Origin of the sequence: Arthrobacter sp. H41, assembly GCF_000520535.1 — a bacterium.
In the GTDB taxonomy this organism is placed as follows: Bacteria; Actinomycetota; Actinomycetes; order Actinomycetales; family Micrococcaceae; genus Arthrobacter_D.
This window is the reverse complement of record NZ_KI914811.1, coordinates 29062-33076: the sequence shown is the minus strand read 5'-3', so window position 1 is coordinate 33076 and position 4015 is coordinate 29062. Positions and strand designations below refer to the sequence as shown.

General features: G+C 67.6%; 4 protein-coding genes. 1 reads left to right on the top strand and 3 read right to left on the bottom strand.

The features are described from left to right. Positions 1-26: 26 nt before the first annotated feature. Genes Y705_RS0112205 through Y705_RS0112195 form a run of 3 tightly spaced genes read right to left on the bottom strand, consistent with a single transcriptional unit; the run spans position 27 to position 3002 of the window. Positions 27-1163, bottom strand: coding sequence for an FAD-dependent oxidoreductase (locus Y705_RS0112205; protein WP_026533063.1), 1137 nt, complete (start codon positions 1161-1163; stop codon positions 27-29). Beyond that, on the bottom strand, positions 1156-1875 hold the full coding sequence (locus Y705_RS0112200) for a class I SAM-dependent methyltransferase (protein ID WP_026533062.1): 720 nt from the start codon (positions 1873-1875) through the stop codon (positions 1156-1158). The genes Y705_RS0112205 and Y705_RS0112200 overlap by 8 nt, the downstream gene beginning before the upstream one ends. Beyond that, on the bottom strand, positions 1872-3002 hold the full coding sequence (locus tag Y705_RS0112195; protein ID WP_026533061.1) for a type III polyketide synthase: 1131 nt from the start codon (positions 3000-3002) through the stop codon (positions 1872-1874). The genes Y705_RS0112200 and Y705_RS0112195 overlap by 4 nt, the downstream gene beginning before the upstream one ends. 114 nt (positions 3003-3116) lie before the next feature. Here Y705_RS0112195 and Y705_RS19600 point away from each other — a divergent pair. After that, positions 3117-4015: SDR family oxidoreductase (locus Y705_RS19600; RefSeq protein WP_081738019.1), on the top strand; the 899-nt coding region annotated here is incomplete at its 3' end.

The following is a 4015-nucleotide window of genomic DNA, read 5'->3' as shown; positions in this document are numbered from 1 at the left end:
GTGTCGAGCCGGCGAGCAGACGGCAGTCACTGCATGGTGAAGGCCCGGGTCATCCCCGCGTGCACCGCCGGAATCCCGATCAATCCGGCGAAGAGCCGGTTGCGGGGGGCCAGGACTGCCCGCGGCAGCGGACGCCCGAGCGCCATGTTCACGTGGGCCATCCGCCGGGCGCGGCGTGCCGCCTGCCGTCGTTCGGTATGGAAGGACCGCAACCGCAGCCCGACGTCCTGTCCGTCCCGGAGCGAGGACGCGATGATCGGCACCAGCTGCTCGGCGTCCAGCCAGCCCAAATTCATGCCCTGCCCACCGATCGGGCTCACCTCGTGGGCGGCGTCCCCTACAAGGGCGATCCGTCCGGCGACCAGCCGGCGGGCGAGCCGTGAGCGCACCTCGAACGCGCTGAGCATGCTGTTGCTGTCAGGGTCGACAGCCATTCCGGTGCGGACGGCAATGAGCTCCGCAAGGCCTGCGGCCGTCGGGCGCTCCACCGGGCGCGCCACCCGCACCACCCAGCGGCGGACCGCACCGGGCAGCGGAAAGGATTCGACGATGCCGCCCGTTTCGAGGTACAGCACCGCGGAGGCACCGTCACTCGTTGTGTCCGCGAAGTCCCCCATGACGTAGCAGTCGGGGTAGGTGCGGCCGGGTGCCCGGATGCCTGCAGCATCACGGACGGCGCTGCGGGCCCCGTCCGCGCCGACCGCGAGCGCGGCCTCGAGCAACCCCTCGGCGCCCTCCGTCCGGGTTTCGGCGAAAACGCGATCGCCCGCGTCGGAGACCCGTCCCACCGATACGCCGCGGCGCAGGGTACCTGGGTACTCGTCGTCGAGCATGGCCTCGAGGATCTCCTCGGTCACCGCCTGCGGAACGGCAAGGACATACCCGTGCTTACCGGGTAGGTCCCTGAAGGACACGCCGGCCACGTGTTTCCCGCGGCTTCGTGCGATCCCCTCGCGGATCGGAACGCCCCGTGATATCAGGGCATCGGCCACCCCGGCGGAGTCCAGCGCTGTGAGGGCGGGCGGGTGGATCCCGATGGCGCGTGAGTGCCTGCTGCGTTCGGTGCGCCGCTCCAGCACGACGGCGTCGAGCCCCGCCCGTCGGAGCAGCAGCCCCGTGTACAGTCCCACGGGGCCGCCGCCGATCACCAGGACGTCATGCATCGCCGTTGCTCCCGCGCTGATGGACGAGGGAGTGGTGGAACAGGGGAAAGCTCCGGACGCTCCACCCCGTGCTGTGCTCCTCCTCGAGACACGCACGGAGCTCCGCCGTCGTGTAGCTGCGCCGGATGGACGTCAGCCCGTCCGTGCGGATGAAGGAACCGCGCAGGGGAAGCGTTCCGGCCGAGAACAGCCCGTACGCCACCCGGTGGCGGACGATGTCGCTGTGCACGGCGATGCCCGTGGAGAGCTGTTCGGTGTCCCGGAGCAGTCCCGAGAACTCGCCGGGGGACAGGTGATGCAGCAGGTGGTTGGAGATCACTGCGTCGAACGTCCGGCCTTCCGCCACCAGCTCCGAACTGAACGCCCTGCGGAACGTCAGCCCGGGGACCTGCGGTTGTGCGACAGCGAACGCGTGGGCGCGTTCATCGGGGTCGATCGCCGTGATGTCGAGGTCGAGGCCGTCCCTGCGCGCCCACCGGGCGAGTGCCCGCGGCACGTCCCCGCCGCCCGAGCCGACATCGAGCAGTGAGCACGACGGCGCCGCTGACAGGTGCGGCCGCAGCAGCCTGACGTAGGTGTGCCGCCAGCCCGAAACCACAGCGTTGACGAGGCCGAACTGCCGGTACGTGTTCTCCAGCCGAACCGGATCGCAGTCGGGTCGGTCCATCTCCTCGACAGCACCGGTATCCCGGCGGGCCAGGAAACCGCTCATACCCCTACTTTGGTGAAAAGCGCCGTCTCCACCGTGAGGCCAGGACCGAATGCCATGGAACAGATGCGGCCGTTGCCGCCCGATGACGGTTGCTCCAGGATGTGTTTCAGCACGAACATCACGGTGGCGCTGCTCATGTTGCCGAAATTCCGCAACGTCTCGCGGGCGGGTACGAGTTGCTCCGCGGTCAGGTCCAGTTTCGCCTCGACCTTGTCGAGGATGCTCCGCCCGCCCGGGTGGATTCCCCAGTGCTCGATGTCCCGGTACGCCATCCCCTTCAGGGTTTCATCGGAGGCCAGGAGCGGTTCGAGGGCGCCCACGATGTGTTCGTCGATGATGTGGGGGACATACGTGCCGAGGACCATCTCGAAGCCCTCGTCACCGATGTTCCAGGCCATCGACTCCTCGCCCACCGGGGTGAGGACGGTCTCGAAGTGATCGAGGCTGAGGGCGGGGCCATCGAGGGGAATCTCGCGCGCAGTGATGATCGCGGCAGCGGCACCGTCGGCGAAGAGCGACGAACCGACGATGGTGTCGGGATTGTTCGAGGACCGCACGTGCAGTGAGCAGAGCTCGGCGCTGATCACGAGCACGACGGCGTCGGGCTCCGCCTCGCAGAAGGCCTTCGCTGACCGGAGCGCAGGGAAGGCGGCATAGCAGCCCATGAAACCGAGGTGGTAGCGCTGGACCGACGGCGCGAGGTCGAGGGCTCTCACCACCTTGTAGTCCGGGCCCGGCGCGAAGAACCCGGTGCAGGACACCGTCACCACGTGGGTGACGTCGGCGGCTTCGATGCCCGCTGCAGCAGCGAGGGCCTTGCGGCCGGCCTCGATGAAGAGCTCGGTGCCCTCCTCCGCGTACACCTCGTTGCGGGTCTTGGTGCTGGGCGAGAGGATGCGCATCTGACTCCTGTCGAAGAAGACGGGATGCTCGGATTCGCTGTCCAGCGTCAGTTCCTTCACCACTGTGTACCGGGTGTCGATTCCCGAGGAGTCGAAGGCCGTATTGACGAGCCGGGTTCCCAGCCGGGTGAGCCCGGGCTGCGCAGCGAAGGCATCACGGACGTCGGGCTGCTTCATGACCGTCTCGGGCACGGCGGTTTCAAGGGACCTCAGCATCACTGTCATAGTCCATTACTAGAGGACTGCCGGGCTAAACACAATGAGGGAGAAACTCCCGGTTCCGGAATATGGACAGTAGGCTTATTGTTCCCGCAGGTTCCGACATTCGAGGAGTACGGCATGGCAGACGGTCCGGAAAATATGCTTGACCGATCCGATCCGAGGGGGCCCGACGTCGATGCCTCGACCCAACTCCAGGAATACCCGGGATTCACCGAACGGATGAATCCACGGCCCGACCACGGAGAGGACAGCTACCGCGGAAACGGTCGGCTCGAGGGCCGGCGGGCATTCATCACCGGCGGGGATTCCGGCATCGGTCGCGCCACTGCACTGGCCTTCGCGCGGGAAGGTGCCGACGTGGCCATCGGGTACCTGCCCGAGGAGGAGGAGGACGGCCGCAGCTGCTGCGAACTCATCGAGGCCGAGGGGCGGAAGGCCCTGGCGGTTCCCGGGGACCTCCGCGAGGAGACGTACTCGCGGGCTGCGGTCGATCGGGTGGTCGCCGGACTCGGCGGCCTTGACATCCTCGTCAACAACGCCGGTTACCACATCGCCCAACCGGGCGGCATCGAGGACATCGACGCGGACCAGCTGAGGAGAACCTTCGAAACGAATGTGTTCGGAACGATCTGGCTCATCCAGGCAGCCCTTCCGCACCTGTCGGCGGGCGCGAGCATCATCAATACGACGTCGGTCCAGGGGTACCAGCCATCGACGAGCCTCATGGACTATGCGGCCACGAAGGCCGCACTCAACAACCTGACCGCCAGCCTCGCCGAACTCCTGGGCGAGCGGGGCATCCGGGTGAACGCAGTGGCGCCGGGCCCCATCTGGACTCCGCTGCAGCCCGCCACCACTACGTCGGAAAAGCTCGAGAGCTTCGGGGAAGGCACGCCGCTGGGACGGATGGGACAGCCCGCGGAGGTTGCCGGGGCCTTCGTCTTCCTTGCGTCGAATGACGCGCGTTACGTCTCGGGCGAGGTACTGGGCGTGACCGGCGGCAAGCCTCTCGGCTA

Coding starts and splice junctions, on each gene's coding strand:
- Y705_RS0112205 (WP_026533063.1), bottom strand. CDS start 1,163: ATGCATGACGTCCTGGTGATCGGCGGCGGCCCCGTGGGACTGTACACG.
- Y705_RS0112195 (WP_026533061.1), bottom strand. CDS start 3,002: ATGACAGTGATGCTGAGGTCCCTTGAAACCGCCGTGCCCGAGACGGTC.
- Y705_RS0112200 (WP_026533062.1), bottom strand. CDS start 1,875: ATGAGCGGTTTCCTGGCCCGCCGGGATACCGGTGCTGTCGAGGAGATG.